The sequence below is a fragment of the Amycolatopsis sp. BJA-103 genome, from assembly GCF_002849735.1.
Classification (GTDB): domain Bacteria; phylum Actinomycetota; class Actinomycetes; order Mycobacteriales; family Pseudonocardiaceae; genus Amycolatopsis.
This window is the reverse complement of the sequence record NZ_CP017780.1, coordinates 2,225,128-2,245,866: the sequence shown is the minus strand read 5'-3', so window position 1 is coordinate 2,245,866 and position 20,739 is coordinate 2,225,128. Positions and strand designations below refer to the sequence as shown.

At 72.0% G+C, this 20,739-nt stretch carries 7 protein-coding genes; all 7 read right to left on the bottom strand.

Features of this window, described 5'->3' with window-relative positions; translation table 11 throughout:
* Positions 1-124: 124 nt before the first annotated feature.
* Entirely contained in the window at positions 125-1,225 is a 1,101-nt protein-coding gene (locus BKN51_RS09485) for an HAD-IIIC family phosphatase (protein ID WP_101607292.1), read from the bottom strand.
* Positions 1,222-2,349, bottom strand: a complete 1,128-nt coding sequence (locus BKN51_RS09480; protein ID WP_101607291.1) for an acyl-CoA dehydrogenase family protein — start codon at positions 2,347-2,349, stop codon at positions 1,222-1,224. The genes BKN51_RS09485 and BKN51_RS09480 overlap by 4 nt, the downstream gene beginning before the upstream one ends.
* A complete protein-coding gene (locus tag BKN51_RS09475) occupies positions 2,342-2,620 on the bottom strand; it encodes an acyl carrier protein (protein ID WP_101607290.1) in 279 nt (92 codons plus the stop codon). Before BKN51_RS09475 ends, BKN51_RS09480 begins: the two co-directional genes overlap by 8 nt.
* The gene (locus BKN51_RS09470; RefSeq protein WP_101607289.1) at positions 2,617-3,480 is read right to left on the bottom strand and encodes a 3-hydroxyacyl-CoA dehydrogenase family protein; all 864 of its coding nucleotides are present in this window, start codon (positions 3,478-3,480) and stop codon (positions 2,617-2,619) included. The genes BKN51_RS09475 and BKN51_RS09470 overlap by 4 nt, the downstream gene beginning before the upstream one ends.
* Positions 3,477-5,606 (bottom strand): condensation domain-containing protein, encoded by a 2,130-nt coding sequence (locus BKN51_RS09465; protein WP_101607288.1) that lies wholly within the window; start codon positions 5,604-5,606, stop codon positions 3,477-3,479. The genes BKN51_RS09470 and BKN51_RS09465 overlap by 4 nt, the downstream gene beginning before the upstream one ends.
* 5 nt (positions 5,607-5,611) lie before the next feature.
* Positions 5,612-6,448, bottom strand: a complete 837-nt coding sequence (locus BKN51_RS09460) for a hypothetical protein (protein WP_101607287.1) — start codon at positions 6,446-6,448, stop codon at positions 5,612-5,614.
* Between the two features lie 113 nt (positions 6,449-6,561).
* Entirely contained in the window at positions 6,562-20,724 is a 14,163-nt protein-coding gene (locus BKN51_RS44180; RefSeq protein ID WP_233224291.1) for a type I polyketide synthase, read from the bottom strand.
* Between the last annotated feature and the right edge of the window lie 15 nt (positions 20,725-20,739).

The window sequence follows — 20,739 nt, the reverse complement described above, 5'->3', positions numbered from 1 at the left end:
GCATTCCGGAGATCTTCTGGGATAGCTGCGCGAATCCCGCCGCTACCTGGCACGGGCGGCGGGCGGGGAAGGACGCGCGGACGCGGGCCTTCCCCGCCCGGTGGGGGTCGGGGCGGGTCCGGTGTCAGCCGGGACGCACCGCAGTTTCGGCGGCGACGGCCAGCTCCGGCGCGGTGAGGCTCATCGTCGTCGAGGCGTCGCGCCGGTCGGCCACCAAGTGCAGGTGCTGCAGGCCGTCCGCGGCGGCTTCGCCGAGCACGGTGAGGCAGTCGCAGGCGTCGGTGGTGAACCCGGCGAACCGGTAGGCGATCTCCATCATCCGGTTGCGGTCGGTGGCCCGGAAGTCCGCGACCAGATGCCCGCCCGCCCGCGCGGCCTCGTCGATCAGCCAGTTGAGCAGCACCGCGCCCGCGCCGAAAGTGACCACCCGGCAGGAGGTCGCGAGCAGCTTCAGGTGCCACAGCCGCGGATGCCGTTCCAGCAGCAGCACGCCGACCGCTCCGTGCGGGCCGAACCGGTCGGTGAGGGTGACGGTGAGCACCTCGTGGTCGGGATCGGCGAGCAGTTTCCGCAGGTCCGCGTCGGAGTAGTGCACGCCGGTCGCGTTCATCTGACTGGTGCGCAGGGTCAGCTCTTCGACCCGCGACAGGTCGACCTCGTCGGCGCGCTTGATCGCCATCACCAAATCGAGGCTGCGCAGGAAGTCCTCGTCCGGGCCGTTGAAGGTCTCCTTCTCCGCGTCCCGGCGGAAACTGGCCTGGTACATCTCGCGACGGCGGCGCGCGTCGACGGTGACGATCTCGGGGCTGAACTCTGGCAGCCCGGTCAGCTCGCCCGCCTGCGTGGCGTCGTAGCAGCGCACGGCGTCGCTGTGGTAGTTCACCTCCGCCCGCTCCGTCGGCAGGTCGTCGATGAAGGCGATGGTGGTCAGCGCGAAGTTCAGCCGCTCCGCGATCTCCGCCACCGAATCGGACTTGCGGCCCCAGCCGATCTGCGGATGCACGAAGTACTCGGCGAGGCCGAGCTTCTCCAGGTGCTTCCAGGCTAGGTCGTAGTCGTTCTTGCTGGCGATGGAGTTCAGGACGCCGCGGGAGTCGAGTTCGATGATGGTCTCCCGGATCCCCGGGAACAGTTCCACGTCCGGGTCCTCCAGCAGGGTCCCGTCCCATACGGTGTTGTCCAGGTCCCAGACCAGGCATTTGACCAAGGTCGGCTTGTCGGTCACGGAAGTTCTCCTCCCCGGTTGCGCAAGACGTGATCGGCCAGGATCAGCTTGCAGATCTCGTTGCTGCCCTCGATCAGTTCCATCAGCTTCGCGTCGCGGAACGCGCGGGCGGCGACGTGCCCGTCCCCCGCGCCCGTCGAACCGTGCAGTTGAACGGCGGCCGCGGCGGCACGAGCCGCGTAGCCGGCGCTCACGTGCTTGGCGAGCACCGTCAGCGCGCCGAGGTCGGGCGAGAAGCTGTCCCAGCCCTGGCTGGCGTGTTCGCAGGCGCGCAGGCTCAGCTGCTCGGCCACGTACATCTCGGCCAGGTGTTCCTGCACCAGCTGGTGTTCAGCGAGCGCCACCCCGCCCTGGCGGCGGTGCGCGACGTGCCGCGCGGCGGAGTCGAGGCAGGCCCGGATGATGCCGACACATCCCCAGGCAATCGACATCCGGCCGTAGGACAGCGCCGTGGTGAACAGCAGCGACAGCGGCTGCTCGCCCCCGCCGAGTACCGCGGAGGCGGGGATCGCCACGTTGTCCAGGAAAATGTTCGCGTGCCCGGCGGCCCGGCACCCCATCGGATGCGGCACCGGTTCGACCCGCACGCCCTGGGCGTCGGTGGGCACCACGACCGCGGCGGCGCCGTCCCCGTCGCCGTGGCGGGCCACGATGAGCACGAAATCGGCGTAGCGGGTGCCGGTGACCCACTTCTTCTCGCCGTCGAGGACGAACCCGTCCCCTTCCGGCTTGAGACGGGTGCGCATGGCGGCGAGATCGCTGCCCGCGCCCGGTTCGCTGAACCCGACCGCGGTCAGCTCACCGCCGGTGAGCCTGCCGAGCAGCTCGCGGCGCTGCACCTTGTCGCCGAAGCGCTGGACGGTCCACGCCACGATGCCCTGCGAGGTCATGATGCTGCGCAGCGAACTGCACAGTTCGCCGGCCTCGGCGGTGAACTCCCCGTTTTCGGCGCTGCTCAGGCCCCGTCCGCCGAACGACTCCGGGACCTGCGCGCAGAGCAGGCCGCGGGAGCCGAGGTCCCGCAGCAGCCCGGTCGGCAGCTCGCCCTCGACGTCCCAGCCCGCGGCCCGGTCGCCGACGAGCTCGCCGAGCAGGGCGATCTCGTCGGCGATCGTCTCAAACATCGCCGTCCTGGAGCCGGAGCACCAGCTCGGCCATCGCCACCACGGTGCGGAAGTTGTCCAGTTTGAGGTCCGGACCGACGATGGCGATGTCGTAGGTCGATTCGAGGTGCACGACGAGCTGCATCGCGAACATCGAGGAGACGACGCCGGAGGTGAACAGGTCCTGGTCGGCCTCGACGTCGGTCTTGATGCGCTCGCTGAGGAAGCCGAGCAGCTCCTGCTGAAGGCTTTCCGCGGTGCGCGACGTGGCGGTGGTCTCCCCGGTAGTCATGACGCGACCTTTCCGTAGTCGTAGAAGCCCCGGCCGGTTTTCCGGCCGAGGTGGCCGTCCGCCACCTTCTGCAGCAGCAGGTCGCAGGGGCGGCAGCTTTCGTCGCCGCGGCGCTCGTAGAGCACGTTGAGGGAATCGACCAGGTTCTCCAGGCCGATCAGGTCGCCGGTGCGCAGCGGTCCGGTCGAGTGGCCGAGGCAGCCTTCGAGCAGGCCGTCGACCACCTCGACGGAGGCGACGCCCTCCTCCACCAGCATCGCCGCGGTGTTGATCAGCGGGTGCAGCAGCCGGTTGATCACGAACCCGGCCGAGTCCTCGATCACCAGCGATTCCCGGCCCAGCACCGAAAGCAGCCCGACGGCGTTGTCCAGCACCGCAGGCGCGGTGCGCGGGCCGCGGATCACCTCGACCATCTTGATCAGGTACGAGGGGTTCATGAAGTGCACGCCGACCAGTTCTTCCGGACGCGCGGTCCAGGCGGCCATCTCGTCGATCGGGATGCACGAGGTGTTGGAGATCAGCGTGGTGCCCGGGGCCACGATCCGCGAGGCCTCTGCGAGCACCTTTTCCTTCACCTCGGCTACCTCGGTGACGGCCTCGACGACGGTGGTCGCGTCCGCGATCGAGGACAGCGAGGTGCTGGTGGTCAGTCCGGCCGTCGGGCGGTCCGGCAGGACGCCCATCAGCTGGGCGTGCCGGGTCTTCTGCGCGATGGTGGCCTTCGCCGTGTCCAGAACGGACTCGTCGATGTCCACCAGCACGACCGGGACGCCGTGGCCGAGCGCGAGTGTCGAGATGTTCGTGCCCATCACCCCGGCGCCGATGACGGCGAGTCGGTGATCTTCGTAAGCCGTGGTCATACGTTCTTCCCTGCGGTCTCGTGAGCCGATTCCTGCCTTGCTTGTGACGCGCGCACCCACGCGGCCAGCGCCGCGGGAGTCGGGTGCTCGAACACCTCGGTCAGCCCGAGGGGGGTTCCGGTGAGCTCTTCGGCCTGCTGCGCCAGCACGGCGCCGAGCAGCGAATGGCCGCCCGCTTCGAAGAAGTGGGTCCGTGCGGTGGCCTCGCCGCCGAGCAGCTTCGCCCAGATCCGCACCAGGTCCTCGACCACTGCGTCCTCGTGGTCGCGGTCGCCGGTTTCCGGCCGGGCCTCCCGTTCGGCGAGCAGCCGCAGCGCCTCGGTGTCGACGCTGCCGTCGGCGGTCTCCGGCAAGGCCTCCAGCGACACCACCGGCCAGGGGACTTCCTTCGCTGCCAACGGTTTCGCTGCCACCGCGAAGACGACGACGGTGTGTTCCCCGTCGTCCGCCGGGACGGCGACCGCCGCCGCGGCGGACACGCCGGGCTCGTCCAGCAGCGCCGCTTCGAGGTCGCCGAGGTTGACCGGACCGTGCGCGGTGTCGAACCGGCGGCCGAGCTGACCGAGCCATTCGATCGCGCCTTCGGGCAACCAGCGGGCCAGTTCTCCGGTGCGCGCAGGGCCATCGCCGGTGTCCAGGCACAGTTCGCCGCGGACGCCGACGGGCAGTTCCCGTCCGTCCGGAGCGACGATGGAGACTCGGCCGCCGGACAGTGCTCGTTCGCCGGGAGTCAGGGAGAGCCGTTCCTCCAACGCGGCCGCCGCGCGGGCCGGAGTGGCTGCGGGAACTGTCACGGCGATAGGTGCGCGATGGGCACGTTCGACGGTCTCGCGGTCGGTGTCGCTCCACCCGGCGGTTTCGGCCAGCGGCCGGTCCGGTGACCGGGCGGCGGCGACCAGCAGGGCGTCCAGCCGCCGCAGCAGCGCCGCCACGTCGGCGCGGTCCAAGTTCTCGGTGGAGTACCGGAACTGGATCTCCGGGGTGGTCTGCGAGGCGACCAGTTCGAGGTCGAACTTGCTGTAGGGGTTGTCCACCCGCAGCAGCCGGGCGGAATGGCCGGCCACGGCCAGTTCGGTGACCGGCGAGTCGGGCACGAAGTTGAACAGGTGCCGGTAAAGCGCGGTCTGCCAGGTGGAGCCGATGCCGGGCAGTTCGCCGGTCAGCTCCTCCACCGAGGTGTGCGCGTGCGCCATCGCGCCGAGGAAGGCGTCCCGGGCGTGCCGGACGAGCGGGCCGAACCCGGCCGCCAGATCCACCTGCACCCGGATCGGCACCACGTTCACGTGGTAGCCGATGGCGCCGCTGTTCTCGCCGCGGACGTCGACCGGGGTTCCGACCACCAGATCGGCGCCCGCGCCGTGCGCGACGAGCAGCGCGGAGTAGGCGGCCAGCAGCACCGCCGCGACCGGGGCGCGCAGCTTCCGCTGCAACTGCCCGATCGCCGCCAGCGCTTCGCCGGAGAGCGGGTGGCGCGCGTAGTCGCCGCGCATCATCGGCCGGTGGACGCGGGGCCGTCCGCACCACAGGTCGAGCGTGCCGGGGGTGAAGCCGCTCAGGTTTTCGCGCCAGTACTCGAGATCGGCGGGCCGCGGCCGGCTTTCCACGCCCGCCGGGGGCCGCGCCGGGGCGGGCGGCACCGGACGCCCGGCGACGATCGCCTCGTAGACCGGGAGGAACTCCTGCAGGAACAGCGCGGCGGAGGTCATGTCGAACGCCAGGTGGTGCACGCCGAGGCAGAACAGGTCGCCGTCCGGGCCGCGGGCGTGTCCCGCGCGGATCAGCAGATCGCCCTCCAGCGGGAACGGGCGGTCCACGAACGCGGTGAGGTCCTTTTCCAGCTCCGCGCCGGAAAGTTCGAGCGGTTCGACCGTCACCTCGGACACCTCCGCCGAGTCGGCGGGCAGGATCTCCTTGACCAGGTCAGCGCCACCGGCGCGGAAGACCGTGCGGAGCGCCTCGGTGCGCGCCACCACCACGGCCAGCGCCTCGCGCAGCGCGTCCGGGCGCAGCCGCCCCGCCACGTGCAGGGCGAAGCCGAGGTTGTTGATCCCCGCGCCGGGGACCAGTTCCTCCATCAGCCACAGTGCTTTTTCTTTGTTGGTCGTCGCGGTCGTCGTGGCGGCCATCGCGCTCAGAACCCGGAGTGGTCTCGGAGCACCCGCGCGGTTTCGTCGGCGCGCAGCAGGTCGGCGTGGCTGACTTCGAGGCGGAACCGCTTGTCGATCAGCTTGGTCGCGTTGACCGCGGTGGGGGCGCCGTCCTCTTCCAGCGCCGCGTAATCGGTGGAGGTGAGCGCGAGCGAACGGCCCCAGGCGGAGGCGGGGTCGATGCCCTCGGCGGCGGTGAGCCACGCCATGTAGGTCTCGAAGAACCGGACGACCTCTTCGCCGCGTTCCGGCGCGAGGCCGACCTTGCGGAACGCGCCGGTGGCCACCTCGCGGTAGAGCGCGACGATCTCCTCGGTGGCGTCGGCCAGCGCGATCCCCGGCGTGGTCACGATCTCGACGGCCCGCAGCCGGGCCTGGTTCGCTTCATCCGCGGTGAGCACCGGGCCGCCGAGCGCGATCAGCTTGTCGATCTCCACCGCGAGCAGCTGCTTGTCGGTGACCTGCCCGTCGAACAGCACCACGGCCGGTTCGGTGCTCTGCCGCCGCGCGATCCGCTCGGCGATCTCCGCCGCGTAGACGCCGCCGAGGCAGTAGCCGAGCACCGCGACCACCTCGCGGCCGCTCAACTGCTCGTCCCCGGTCCAGTAGTCGAGGTAGGTCTCCGGGCCGGGCCGATCGGCGAGGGTCACCGCGGGCAGCTTCGTCTGGAGCACGCCGTGGGCGGACCACGCGGAGCCCATCACCGCGGTCAGATCCGCGAATCCCGCTTCGGAACGGCCGGGCGCGGGAAAATCGACGGCGAGGACGACGGAGTTCGACGTGGGGGCGGAGAGCACGCTCCACGATTCTTCGTTCGGCACTGGTAGATCCCATCATCGAAGTCGGACGGCCAAGTTCCCCGCGCTCGCGGACGGCGAACGCGCGCGACGATTCCCCTGGACCGCCGGGAAAAGGCGGCCCCGCGCGCTTTCGCCTACCCCGCCGAACCGGCGGGGTCGTGCAGTTCCTTCGCCAGGAAGTCCGCGATGGCTTCCGGCAGGTAGTTGTCGTAGACGAAGCCCTCGGGCAGCTTAAGACCAGTCCGCGCGTCGAACCTCTCGCGCAGTTGAACGGCCGACATCGACGTCGCGCCCAGATCGAAGATGTCCGTGCTCGGCCCGACCTCGTCGACCGACGCGTAGCCGAGCACGCCGGCGATCTCCTCGCGGACCAGCCCGAGCAGCACTTCCCGGCGCTCCGCCTCGGTCTTCCCCGCCAGCAACGGCAGCCACTGCGACTCCGCCGCGGCTTCCCCGCCGGGCCCGGCGCCGGCACCGCGCCAGGCGACGATCCGTTCCAGCACCGCGGAAAGCGGCATTTCGGCACTCAACTGCTCGGTCGTACCGAGCACTTCGGACAGTGCCGTCAGGTCACCGCCGTCGAGTGCGGCCCAGAACTCCCGCTCCCCTCGCACCTGCTTGTGCACAGCGGGCGGGGCGGGCCAGAACCGGTTGCGCTGGAACGCATACGTCGGCAGGTCCACCCGTCGCCCGCGGCCGAGCAGCGCGGTCCAGTCCACCGCGGTGCCCTGGACGTGCACCGCGGAAAGCGCGGTCAGCACCGCGCTCAGACCGGGCACCGCACCGGACAGTGCGGCGGTGACCGTGGCCTCCGGTTCCGCCGGGCTCAGCCGCTCGGCGCCGAACTCCACGTATTCGCCGAACCCGCCGAGTTCTTCCACCGGCAGCACCGGGACACGTCCCGCGCGCCGTTCCGCCAGGGTGTCCGCGGCGAGCGACGCCGCCGCTTCGGCCAGGGTCAACTCCCCTGCCACCGTCGCGGCCGCGAGCTCGCCGATCCCTTGCCCGGCGACAGCTGCCGGGCGCACGCCCGCCGAACGCCACAGCCCGGCCAGCGAAACCTGCACGGCCCAGCGGACTTCCGGCCGGTCCGAGCCGGTTCGCACCCCCTCGTCCAACTCGACGGACAGCGCCCGCGCGCACTCGGCGATGCTCGCCGCGAAGGCGGGAGACTCGTCCATCAGCTCAGCCAGCGGACCGAACCCCTTGTCGGGGAAGACAAACACGGCCTTGCGGTCGGTCGCGACGCCCGTCGGCACTTCCGGCGACGGTGTGCCGTCGGCGAGCGCAGACAGCCCGGCGAGCAGGCCGTCGCGGTCGCGGCCGACGACGACGGCGCGGTGGCCGAAGACCGTTCTGGTGCGGGCCAAGGAAAAACCGACGTCGACCAGGTCCGCGTCCGGCCGGTCGAGCAGGTGCGCCCGCAGCCGCGCGGCCTGTGCCCGCACCGCTTCCCCGGTCCGCGCGGACAACGCCCACGGCACCACCGCCGGGCCGCCGGACCGCTCCGGCTGTTCAGCCGCGACCGGGGCTTCCTCCACGATGACGTGTGCGTTGGTGCCGCTGATCCCGAACGAGGACACCCCGGCTCGTCGGGGCCGTCCGCCCGAGGGCCAGGACACCGGTTCGGTGAGCAGCCGCACCTCGCCCGCCGACCAGTCGATGTGTGGCGAGGGCTCGTCCACGTGCAGGGTCTGCGGGAGGCGCTGGTTCCGGAGGGCGAGCACCATCTTGATCACCCCGGCCACGCCCGCGGCCGCCTGCGTGTGCCCGATGTTGGACTTCACCGAGCCCAGCCACAGCGGCCGCTCCGCCGTGCGATGCTGCCCGTAGGTCTCGATCAGCGCTTGCGCCTCGATGGGATCGCCCAGCGAGGTGCCGGTGCCGTGCGCCTCCACGGCGTCCACTTCGGATGCAGTGAGGTGCGCGTTCGCCAGCGCCGCCCGGATGACCCGTTGCTGCGACGGGCCGTTCGGCGCGGTGAGGCCGTTGGAGGCGCCGTCCTGGTTGGTCGCGCTGCCCCGGAGGACCGCGAGCACGGGGTGCCCCGCGCGGCGCGCGTCCGACAGCCGTTCCAAGACGAGCAGCCCCGCGCCCTCGGCGAATCCGGTGCCGTCCGCGCCCGCCGCGAAGGCCTTGCACCGGCCGTCCGGCGCCAGCCCGCGCTGACGGGAGAACTCGACGAACGTGCCCGGCGTGGCCATGATCGTGACCCCGCCGGCCAGCGCCATCGAGCATTCGCCGCTGCGCAGCGCCTGCGCGGCCAGGTGCAGGGCCACCAGCGCGGAGGAGCACGCGGTGTCCACGGTCATCGTGGAGCCCTCGAGGCCCAGCGTGTAGGCCAGCCGTCCGGAAAGGATGCTCGTGGCGATGCCGGTCATCAGGTGGCCTTCGAGGTCGGCGCTGCCCTCTTCGGCGAGCACGCTCTGCTCGTAGCCGGAGGTGTAGCCGCCCACGAACGCCCCGGTCTGGCTGCCGCGCAGCGAGGTCGGGTCGATCCCGGCCCGTTCGAACGCCTCCCAGGACAGTTCCAGCAGCAGGCGTTGCTGCGGGTCCATCGCCAGCGCCTCGCGCGGGCTGATCCCGAAGAACGCGGCGTCGAACGCGCTGGCGTCGGAGAGGAAGCCGCCCGCCTGGGTGTAGGAGGTGCCGGTGTGCGCGGCGTCCGCGTCGTACAGGCCGCCGAGGTCCCAGCCGCGGTCGGCGGGGAACGCCGAGATGACGTCCTCACCGCCGTCCAGCAGCCGCCAGAACTCCTCCGGGCTGTCGACCCCGCCGGGGAACCGGCAGCTCATCCCGACGATGGCGACGGGCTCGTGGTCGGTGGCCCCACCGGTGACGACCGGCGCGGCCGGGCGCGCGGCGACCCCGCCGAACTGTTCGGCGAGCCGCACCGCGAGCGCGGTCGGGTTCGGGTAGTCGAAGACCAGGGTCGCGGGCAGCCGCAGGTCGGTCGCGGTGCTGAGCCGGTTGCGCAGCTGCACCGCGGTCAGCGAGGTGAAGCCCAGGTCGGTGAACGCCCGTTCCGGATCGACCGCTTCGCCGGTCGCGTGCCCCAGCGTCGCGGCGACGTGGGTCCGCACCAGGCTGAGCAGCACCTCGTGCCCGTCCTGCGCGGACAGCGCGGCGAGCTGCTCGCGCAGCGAATCCGCGCCCGCCGCGCCGGACGAAGCGCTCCGGCGAGCCGGGCCGCCGAGCAGCGCCCGCCACAACGGCGCGACCTCGCCGCTGCGGGCCGCCTGGGTCCGCAGCCGGCCGAGATCGAGACGCACGGGCACCAGGACGGCCTCGGCCCGGTCGAGCGCGTCGTCGAACAGTTCGAGGCCCTCGTCGGCGCTGAGCGCGCCGCCGTCGCGGGCCATCTTGGCGCGTTCGGCGTCGGTGAGCGTGCTGGTCAGGCCGCTGACCTCGGCCCACATGCCCCAGGCGAGGGACGTGCCGGGCAGGCCGCCCGCGCGCCGGTCGGCGGCGAGGGCGTCGAGGAAAGCGTTGGCGGCCACGTAGTTGCCCTGCCCGGCCACGCCGAAGGTGGCCGCGGCCGAGGAGAACAGCACGAAGCGCGCCAGGTTCCGGTTTCGGGTGAGTTCGTGCAGGTGCCAGGCGGCGAACGCCTTTGGCCGCAGCACAGTGTCCACACGCGACTCGGTGAGCGAAGTGATCGTCGCGTCGTCGAGCACCCCGGCGGTGTGCACCACGGAGGTAAGCTCCGGGATCGCGTCGACCACGGTGGCCAGTTCGGCCCGGTTCGCCGCGTCGCAGGCGAGGACGGCCACTCCGGTGCCGCGATCGGCTAGTTCGGCGGCCAGCGCCGCCGCCCCGGCGGCCGCGGGACCGGATCGGCTGGTCAGCACCACCGCGTCGGCCTGTCCGGTGGTCGCCAGATGCCGGGCGACGAGTGAGCCGAGGGTGCCGGTGCCGCCGGTCACCAAGGCGGTGCCCGCGACCGGCGGGTGCGCTGCCCCTTGCCGGGCGCCGCTCGGGCGGGCGAGCCGCCGGGCGTAGGCGAGCCGCCCTCGGACCGCCAGTTCCGGTTCCCCACTGTCCACAATGGTCGGCAGGAGCGCGGCGGCGGCGCCGTCGGGCAGGTCGGCCAGCACTACCCGGCCGGGGTTTTCCGCCTGTGCGGACCGTACCAGTCCCCACGCCGCGGAACCGGCCAGATCGCCGATCCGCTCGCCAGGCTCGACGGCCTGGCTCCGCCGGGTCAGGAGCACCAGCCGCGTCTGCTCCAGCCGTTCCTCCGCCAGCCACGACTGGAGCAGGTTCAGCGTGTCCACAGTGGCCTGGTGCGCCGCCTTCGCCGCGTCGGCCGCGTCTCCGTCACCGACCCAAACCAGCACCACGTCGGGGGTGTTCTCCGCCGCGATCAGCGCAGGCAGGTCCACAAAGGACCGCAGCGTGAGCGTGTCGGTGAGGCCGAAACGGTCAGCTCCGAGAAGAGCCCAGTCCCCGGCGAGCGCGGGTGCCTCGCCGATCGCGGACCACTCCACCGCGAACAACGCGTCCGCCACGCTGGGTCCGGCGACGGTCGGCTGATCCGTCGCGAGCGGACGGGTGATCAGCGAGTCCACCGTGATCACCGTAGCCCCGGTTGGGTCGGCGGCCGTCACGGTCAGCGCGCCGGTGTGGTCCCGGCGCAACCGCGCCCGGAGCGCCGACGCCCCGCTCGCGTGCAGCCGCGCTCCCGTCCACGCGAACGGCAGGCGCACCTCGCCGGATTCGGCGGTGCCGGTCAGCGCGCTGGCGTGCAGCACCGCGTCGAGCAGCGCGGGGTGCAGGCCGAACGCTCCCGCGTCGAGCCCGTCCGGGAGGGCGACCTCGGCGAAGACATCCTCACCGCGACGCCAGACCGCTTGCAGGCCGCGGAAGGCCGGGCCGTAGCCGTACGGGCCTTCGTCCGCGTACATCCCGTCGATGTCCACACCAGTGGCCTCGCGGGGCGGCCAGACGGCCAGCTCGGGGTCCCGGGTCTCCGCGGTCGTCGCCGTAGTGACGGTGCCGCTGGCGTGTTGAGTCCAGTCCTCGCCCGCGTCGTCGCGGCGCGCGAACACCTCGACCGTCCGACGCCCGTCCTCTGCGTCGCCCAGCACCACCTGGACCTGCACGCCGCCGTCGGCCGGGATCACCAGCGGAGACTGCAAAGTCAGCTCTTCCAGCAGGCCGCAGCCCATCTGGTCCCCGGCCAGCACCGCCAGTTCCACGAACGCCGTGCCCGGCAACAGGAGCACCCCGTTCACGACGTGGTCGGCCAGCCACGGATGCGTGCGCACCGACAACCGGCCAGTGCACACCATGCCTGCGCCGCCGGCCAGTTCCACCGCCGCGCCCAGCAAGGGATGGTCCACGGCGCCCAAGCCCAACGAGACCGCGTCACCGGCACGACCGCCACCGGGCTTCGGCCAGTACCGCACATGACCGAACGCATAGGTCGGCAGGTCCACGTGGGCGCCGGACGGCAGCACCGCTGCCCAGTCCACCGGCGCACCGTGCACGAAAGCTTCCGCGAACGAGGCCAGCAACCGCGCCGCACCGCCGTCGTCCCGGCGGAGCGTGCCGCACACGACGCCGGGCGCCGCGCCCGGACCGGCGGCGGCGACCACCTCGTCCAGGGTGTCCGTCATCGCGCCGAGCAGGACCGGGTGCGGGGTCACCTCGATGAACATCCGGTGCCCGTCGCCTGCGACGGTCCGGATCGCGCGATCGAACCTGACCGGCGCACGCAGGCTCTCGTACCAATACCCGGCGTCGAGTTCCTCGCCGGTCAGAGTTACCCCGGACATCGCCGACACCATCGGCACCCGGCCCCGCCGCGGCGACACCTCCGCCAGCACCGCGCGGATCTCCTCTTCCAGGCTTTCCACCTGCGCACAGTGCGACGCGTAGTCCACCGCGACCATCCGTGCCCGGATGCCCTCGGCGTCCAGTTCGGACTTCAGCCCGGCCAACGCCTGCGGCTCACCTGAGACGACCACCGCGGCCGGACCGTTCACGGCCGCGAGCGACAGTCGATCATCCCATCGGCCGAGCCGTTCCTCCACTTCAGAGGCAGCGGCGCTGACCGACAGCATGCCGCCCCGGCCCGCCAACGCCTTCAACGTCTTCGAGCGCAGCGCCACCACCCGCGCACCGTCCTCGACGGACAGCATCCCCGCGACGGTCGCCGCCGCGATCTCGCCCTGCGAATGACCGACCACCACGTCCGGCCGGACCCCGGCCGCTTCCCAGACGGCGGCAAGGGAGACCATGACCGCCCACAGCGCGGGCTGGACGACATCCGCCGATTCCAGTTCGCCGCCGAGCGCCTCGGACAGCTTCCAGTCCACAAAGGACTCCAGTGCCCGCTCGCATTCGGCGAGCCGGGCCGCGAACACCGCGCTCGACCGCGCGAGTTCCTCGCCCATGCCGAGCCACTGCGAACCCTGACCGGCGAAGACGAACACCGGGCGCACGTCGTCGCGGACCACTCCGGCGGACGTCGATCCGGACGGGACGCCATCGGCGAGGTCGCGCAGGCCCGCGAGCAGGGCGTCCTGGTCGCCGACGACCACGGCGCGGTGTTCGAACGCGGACCGGGTGGTAGCCAGCGACCAGGCCACGTCGGCCGGCGCCGGCGCCTGCCGGGCCGTGGCCCAGCCGTGCAGCCGCTCGGCCTGGCGCGCCAGGCCGTCCGCCGTCCGCCCGGAAACCAGCCAAGCGCCGATCCCGCCGGATTCGACCGCCGTGGACGGCGGGACCGCCTCGGTCTCGGCGTCGTCCGCGGCGGGGGCCTCCTCGACCAGGATGTGCGCGTTGGTGCCGCTGATGCCGAACGAGGAAATACCGGCTCGGCGCACCCGGTCGCCGGGGGGCCACGGAGCCGGGGCGTCCAGCAGCCGGACCGCGCCGGACTCCCAGTCGACATGCGACGAAGGCTCTTCGACGTGCAGCGTGCGTGGAATCTCCTGATGCTGCAACGCCAACACCATCTTGATCACGCCCGCCACGCCGGCCGCCGCCTGCGTGTGGCCGATGTTCGACTTCACCGAACCCAGCCACAACGGGCGGTCACGGTCTTGACCGTAAGTGGCCAGCAACGCCTGTGCCTCGATCGGGTCGCCCAGCACCGTGCCGGTGCCGTGCGCCTCCACCACGTCCACATCGGACTCCGACAACCCGGCATTCGCCAGTGCCGCGCGAATAACGCGCTGCTGCGACGGACCGTTCGGCGCCGTCAACCCGTTCGACGCACCGTCCTGGTTCACCGCGCTGCCGGCCACCACGGCCAACACTTGATGCCCGTTGCGCCGCGCGTCCGAAAGCCGCTCCACCACCACGACGCCCGCGCCCTCGGCGAACCCCATGCCGTCCGCGTCGTCGGAGAACGCCTTGCACCGGCCGTCTGCTGCCAAACCGCGCTGCCTGCTGAACCCGACGATGCCGTCCGGGGTGGCGATGACCGTCGAGCCGCCGGCGAGCGCCATCGAGCACTCCCCCGCCCGGATCGCCTGGACCGCGAGGTGCAGCGCGACCAGCGAGGACGAGCACGCGGTGTCCACGGTGATCGCCGGGCCTTCGAGGCCGAGCGTGTAGGAGATCCGGCCGGACAGCACGCTGGTGGCGAAACCGGTGGTCGCGTGCCCTTCGCTGCCCTCCGCGCCCGCGCCGAGGCTCATCCCGTAGCCGGAAGCGAACCCGCCGACGAACACGCCGGTCTGGCTGCCGCGCAGCGAACCGGGGTCGATCCCGGCCCGCTCGATCGCCTCCCAGGAGACTTCGAGCAGCTGCCGCTGCTGCGGGTCCATGGCGAGCGCCTCGTGCGGGCTGATGCCGAAGAAGCCCGCGTCGAAGCCGCCGGCGTCGGACATGAAGCCGCCGGACCGGGTGTAGAGGGTGCCCACGCTGTCCGGGTCGGGGTCGTAGACCGTCTCCCAGCCGCGGTCGTCCGGGAACCCGGCGACCGCGTCGGTCCCGGTGCGCAGCAGCCGCCAGAACGATTCGGGGCCGGTGACGTCGCCGGGATACCGGCAGGCCATGCCGACGATCGCGATCGGCTCGCCGGTGGCCGCCGCGGCGTGCGCCGCCACCGAGCGCACCGGCGCCGCGGAGCCGTCCACCAGCAGCGAGGTGAGGTGCCCGGCCAGCACGAGCAGGGTCGGGTAATCGAAGACGAGGGTGGCGGGCAGCCGCAGACCGGTGGCGGCGTTCAGCCGGTTCCGCAGTTCGACCGCGGTCAGCGAGTCGAAGCCCAGCTCGGTGAAGACCCGGTTTGCGCCGATCACCTCGGGGGAACGGTGGCCGAGCACCGCCGCCACATGGGTGCGCACCAGATCGACGAGGGCGCGTTCCCGGTCCGGTTCGGACAGTCCGGCCAGCCGCTGCCGCAACGAGTCCGCGCCGACCTCCGACGCCGCCGTCCGGCGGCCGGGCCTGGCGGTGATCAGTGCCCGCCAGACCGGCGGGACTTCGCCGCCCTTGGCCGCCTGCGCCCGCAGTCCGGCGACGTTCAGCAGCGCGGGCACGAGGACCGCTTCGTCGCGCGACACCGCGCGGTCGAACAGCGCGAGACCGTCCTGCGCGCTCAGCGCCGCCACGCCACCCCGGTTGATCCGGGACCGTTCCGCGTCGCTGAGCTGCCCGGTCAGAGCGCTGGTCTCGGCCCACATCCCCCACGCCAGCGAGGTTCCCGGCAGCCCCGCCGCGCGCCGATCCGCCGCGAGACCGTCCAGAAAGGAATTCGCCGCGACGTAGTTCCCCTGCCCCGGCGCGCCGAACGTCGACGCCGCCGAGGAGAACAGGACGAACTCGTCCAGCTCGCGGTCCTTGGTCAGCTCGTGCAGGTTCCACGCACCGTCCACTTTGGGCCGCATCACCGCCGACACCCGCTCGGACGTCAGCGACGCGATCGTGGCGTCGTCCAGGACGCCCGCCGTGTGCACGACCGACTTCAGCAACGGCACCCCACGCAGCACGGTGGCGAGATCCTCGCGCTCCGCCGCGTCACAGGCGACAACGCGGACCGACGCGCCCAACGACGCCAACTCCGCCGCCAGCGTCGCGACGTCCGGCGCACCCGGGCCCGAACGACCGGTCAGCACCAACTCGTCCGCACGCCCGGTCGACGCCAGATGCCGGGCGACCAGACCGCCCAACGTCCCGGTGCCACCGGTGATCAGCGCCGAGCGGGAAGCCGACACCGCCGCGGCCGGAACGGTGAAGACCATCTTGCCGGTGTGCTTGGCCTGCGACATGAACCGGAACGCATCCCGCGCCCGCCTCACATCCCACACCCGCACCGGCAGCTTCGCCAGCACGCCCGAGGCCATCAGCTCGACCACCCGCACCAACATCCGGTGCAGGCCCGCCGAGCCGGCCTCCGCCAGATCGAACGGCCGGTAAACCACTCCGGCGGGAATCGTCTCCGGGTCCCGCAGGTCAGTGCGGCCCATCTCCACGAACGAACCGCCCTGCGGCAGCAGCCGCAGCGACGCGTCCACCAACTCACCCGCCAACGAGTTCACCACGATATCCACACCACGACCATCCGTCGCAGCAAGGAAATCACGCTCGAACTCAACACCGCGCGAGGTCGAAACATGGTCCGCGTCCAAACCCAGACCGGCCAGCACACCATGCTTCGCCGGGCTGGCAGTAGCGAAAACCTCCAACCCCAGATGCCGCGCGATACGGACCGCGGCCATCCCTACGCCGCCCGCGGCCGCGTGCACCAGCACCCGCTGCCCGGACCGCGCGCCCGCCAACTCCACCAGCGCGTACCAAGCCGTCAGGAACGCCACCGGCACCGAAGCAGCGTCCACTTCGGACCAGCTGTCCGGAATGCCGACGAGATGCCGCGCGTCGGCGACCACCTCCGGACCGAACCCGCCGGACACGATGCCCAGCACCCGGTCACCCACCCCGAAACCGGTCACCCCGGGCCCGACCTCCAAGACCCGGCCCGCGACCTCACCGCCCATCACGCCACCGCCGGGATACATCCCCAACGCGATCAGCACGTCCCGGAAGTTCAAGCCCGCGACCCGCACACCCACCCGGACCTGGCCCGGCCCCAGCGCCACGTCGGCCACCGGAGCCGGCACGAGTCCGTCGAGGGACCCGTTCTCGTCCGGCTCCAGCCGCCACAAGCCCCCCGGCAACACGAGATCACCGGACGGACGAGTCAGCCGCCGTCCCAACGCGACACCACCGCGAACGGCCACCTCCGGCTCACCACTGTCCATAATGTACGGGAGCTGCGCGAGGTCCGCGTCGTCGAGGACGTCGGCCAGCACCAGCCGTCCGGGGTTCTCCGACTGGGCCGACCGCACGAGACCCCAGACCGCAGCCCCGGCCAGATCGTGCACCCGCTCGCCGGGCACCGAAGCCACCGCGCCGCGGGTCAGCACGACCAGGCGCGCCGCTTCGAGACGTTCGTCGGCCAGCCACCGCTGGACCACGTCGAGCACTTCGGCGGTCGCCCGCCTTGCGGATGCGGGCGTGTCGGCGTCCCCGGTGCCGCCGGCGCAGACCACCAGCACACCCGGTGCCGTCTCAGCCGGCGCGGAAAGGTCCGAAATGGACTCGGCCGGAAGGACATCGGCGACGCCGAACCGGTCCTCCCCCACGACTGCCCAGGTCTCATCGGTGGGAGTCGACTCGCCGATCTCCGCCCACTCCACCGCGAACAGCGCGTCCTGCACCACCGGGTCGGCGACGCTCAACTGGTCCGCCGCCACCGGACGGGTGCTCAACGAGCCCACCGAAACGACGGTCGCGCCGGTGACGTCCGCCGCCACAAAGGACAGTGAGCCGGTCGCGTCCCGGCGCAGCCGCGCGCGCAGCACGGACGCGCCGCCCGCGAACAGCTCCACTCCGGTCCAGGCGAACGGCAGCCGTACTTCGCCGGCGACCTCCGCGTCGGGGCCACCGGCGAACACGCCGGCCTGGAGGACCGCGTCGAGCAACGCGGGATGCAGGCCGAACGCGCCCGCCTGCTCGGCCATGCCCTCGGGCAACGACACTTCGGCGAAGACGTCTTCGCCGCGCCGCCAGACTCCGCGCACGCCCCGGAAAGCCGGGCCGTACCGGTAGGAAGCGTCAGCCAAAGCCTCGTAGAGGCCGTCGACCTCGACGCGGGCGGCGTTCCGCGGCGGCCAGACGGCCAGTTCCTCGTCGTGGGTTTCGCCCGGTCCGGCTGGGGCCACGGTGCCGCCGGCGTGCTGGGTCCAGCCTTCGCCCGCGTCGTCACGGCGGGCGAACACCTCGACCGCGCGCCGGCCGTCCCGGCCCGCCTCGGACACGATGACCTGCAACTGCACGCCCTGCTCGGCGGGCACCACCAGCGGCGCCTGCAAGGTCAATTCTTCCAGCACGCCGCAGCCCGCCTGGTCCCCGGCCCGCAGGAGCATCTCCACGAAACCGGTGCCAGGCAACAGGATCACCCCGCCGACGCGGTGATCGGCCAGCCACGGATGTGTCCGGACCGACAGCCGACCGGTGCAGACCAAGCCGGCGCCATCGGCGAGTTCCACCGCCGCGCCGAGCAAGGGGTGATCGACCGCGCCCAGGCCCAGCGACACGGCGTCGCCGCCCAGCACCGGAGCGGTCTCCGAAGGCCAGAACCGTGCCCGCTGGAACGCATACGTCGGCAGTTCCACCCGGTTCCCGGACGGCAGCACCCGCGTCCAGTCCACCGCGACCCCGTGCACGAAAGCCTCGGCGAAGGAAGTGAGCATCCGCGCGCTGCCGCCGTCGTCGCGGCGCAGCGTGCCGCACACCGCGGCGGTGTCGCCCAGGGTGTCGTTCATCGCGCCCAGCAGCACCGGATGCGGGGTCACCTCGAGGAATACATTGTGTTCCTGCTCGACGAGGAGGCGCACCGCGCGTTCGAAGTGGACAGTCGAGCGCAGGCTCTCGTACCAATACCCGGCGTCCAGTTCCTCACCGGTCAGGGTCTCCCCGGACATCGCCGACACCATCGGCACCCGGCCCTGCCGCGGCTCGATCCCCGCCAACACCGCGCGGATCTCGTCCTCCAGGCTTTCCACCTGCACACCATGCGACGCGTAATCCACCGCCACCATCCGCGCCCGGATACCCTCGGCATCCAACTCGGACTTCAGCCCGGCCAACGCCTCCGGCTCACCCGAAACCACCACCGCCGCCGGACCATTCACCGCGGCGAGAGCCAGCTTCTCGCCCCACTTGGCGATCCGCTCCTCCACCACACCGGCCGCCGCGCTGACCGACAGCATGCCGCCCAAACCCGCCAACGCCTTAAGAGACTTCGACCGCAGCGCAACAACCTTCGCACCGTCCTCAACGGACAACATCCCGGCAACCGTCGCCGCCGCGATCTCGCCCTGCGAATGACCGACCACCGCCTCCGGGCGCACCCCCGCCGCCTCCCACACCGCGGCCAGGGAAACCATCACCGCCCACAACGCAGGCTGCACCACATCCGCCGTCGTCAGCTCTTCGGCCAACACCTCGGACAGCTTCCAGTCCACAAAGGACTCCAACGCCTGCTCACACTCCGCCAGCCGCGCCGCGAACACCGCACTCGACCGCGCCAGCTCACGCCCCATGCCGACCCACTGCGAACCCTGCCCGGCGAACACGAACACCGGACGCACTCCCGCCCGCGCCGACCCGGTCACCACCGCACCCGAGGGCACCCCGGCCGCCAGGTCGCTCAACCCCGAAGCGAACTCGCCCGTCACCACCGCGCGGTGCTCGAACACCGACCGCGTCGTCGCCAACGACCAGCCCACGTCCGCCGGAGACAGCTCCGGCCGCGCGAGCACCCACTCGCGCAGCTGTTCCGTCTGCCCGGCAAGGCCTTCGGGCGTCCGCCCGGACAGCACCCACGCGCCACCCAATCCGGTGCCGAGTACCGGCTCCGGCCGCTCAACCGGCGTGGAAGCCTCGGCGGGCGCTTCCTCCAGGATGACGTGCGCGTTGGTGCCGCTCAGCCCGAACGACGACACCCCGCCTCGGCGAGGACGTTCGCCTGCGGGCCACGGCGTGCTCTCGGTCAGCAACCGGACGTGGCCTTCGGTCCAGTCCACATGCGGCGAGGGCTCGTCCGCGTGCAGGGTCTTCGGCAGCTCGCCGTGCTGCAGCGCGAGCACCAGCTTGATCACCCCGGCGACCCCGGCGGCCTGCTGGGTGTGCCCGATGTTGGACTTCACCGAGCCCAGCAGCAGCGGCCGGTCTTCCGGCCGGTCCTGGCCGTAGGTGGCCAGCAGGGCCTGCGCCTCGATCGGGTCACCGAGCGTGGTGCCCGTGCCGTGCGCCTCGACCACGTCCACGTCGGCGGACGAGAGATGCGCCCCGGCCAGCGCGGCCTTGATCACCCGTTGCTGCGAAGGCCCGTTCGGCGCGGTCATGCCGTTGGACGCGCCGTCCTGGTTCATCGCACTGCTGCGAAGGACGGCCAGCACCTGGTGCCCGTTGCGCTGGGCGTCGGACAGCCGTTCCACGAGCACCATCCCGGCGCCCTCGGCCATGCCCATGCCGTCCGCGTCCGCGGAGAACGCCTTGCAGCGGCCGTCCTCGGCGAGACCACGCTGCCGTGAGAAGCCGACGAACCCGCTCGGCGAGGCCATCACGGTGACCCCGCCCGCCAACGCCATCGAGCATTCCCCCGACCGCACCGCCTGCGCCGCCAGATGCAGCGCGACCAGCGAAGAAGAGCAAGCCGTGTCGATGGAGACCGCTGGCCCCTGCAAGCCGAGCAGGTAGGAGATCCGGCCGGACATGACGCTGGCCGCGCCGCCGGTCATCAGGTGCCAGGCCAGTCCCTCGGTGGTCTGCAGCGAGGGATGCGTGACGTAGTCCCCCGGCGCGACGCCGATGAACACGCCGGTCCGCGAACCGCGCAGCGCGGCCGGATCGACCCCGGCGGCCTCCAGCGCTTCCCACGAGATCTCCAGCAGCAGCCGCTGCTGCGGGTCCATCGCCAGCGCCTCGCGCGGGCTGATCCCGAAGAACTCGGCGTCGAAGCTCGCCGCGTCCCGCAGGAACCCGCCTTCGACCACATAGGACGTTCCCGGGTTGTCCGGGTCCGGGTCGTAGACGCCCTCGGCGTCCCAGCCGCGGTCGGTCGGGAAACCCGAGATCGCGTCGCCGCCCTCGGAAAGCAGCTCCCAGAACTGCGCGGGGGTGCGCACCCCGCCGGGATAGCGGCAGCCCATGCCGACGATGGCCAGCGGCTCGGAAGCCGCCAAGACGAGTTCCCGGTTGCGCGACTTCAGCCGCTCGGTCTCCTTGACCGAGGCCCGCAGCGCTTCCAGGAGCTTGTCAGCCTTCTCGCTCATCGCTGCTTCCACCCA